The sequence below is a fragment of the Mesorhizobium sp. M3A.F.Ca.ET.175.01.1.1 genome, assembly GCF_004791945.1.
Lineage (GTDB): Bacteria > Pseudomonadota > Alphaproteobacteria > Rhizobiales > Rhizobiaceae > Mesorhizobium.
The window spans coordinates 1-326 of the sequence record NZ_SRTP01000238.1; the positions used below are offsets into that span (position 1 = coordinate 1).

At 62.6% G+C, this 326-nt stretch carries 1 pseudogene; it reads left to right on the top strand.

Going from position 1 to position 326, the window contains the following annotated elements:
• Nucleotides 1–326: pseudogene (locus tag EN818_RS31480) on the top strand (magnesium-translocating P-type ATPase); the annotation flags it as partial.

Here is a 326-nt window from a genome sequence, read left to right on the forward strand (position 1 = left end):
CCTGACCGGCGAGACGTTTCCAGTTGTAAAAGCGCCGGGCCGGTCGGCGCCGGGCGCTTCCGTCGCACAGCGCGCCAACGCCGTCTTCGCAGGGACGTCGGTCCGCAGTGGCACCGCGACTGTGCTTGCGGTGGCAACCGGCCAGCGCACCGAGTTCGCGTCAATCGCAGCGGCCCTCGAACGACGTGTCCCGGAGACGGACTTTGCCCGCGGGATCAGGCTTTTTGGCTATCTGATGACGGAGATCATGTTTGCGATCGTTATCATGGTGTTCTTCGCCAATATGATGTTCGACCGGCCTTTGATCGAGTCGCTGCTGTTTTCGC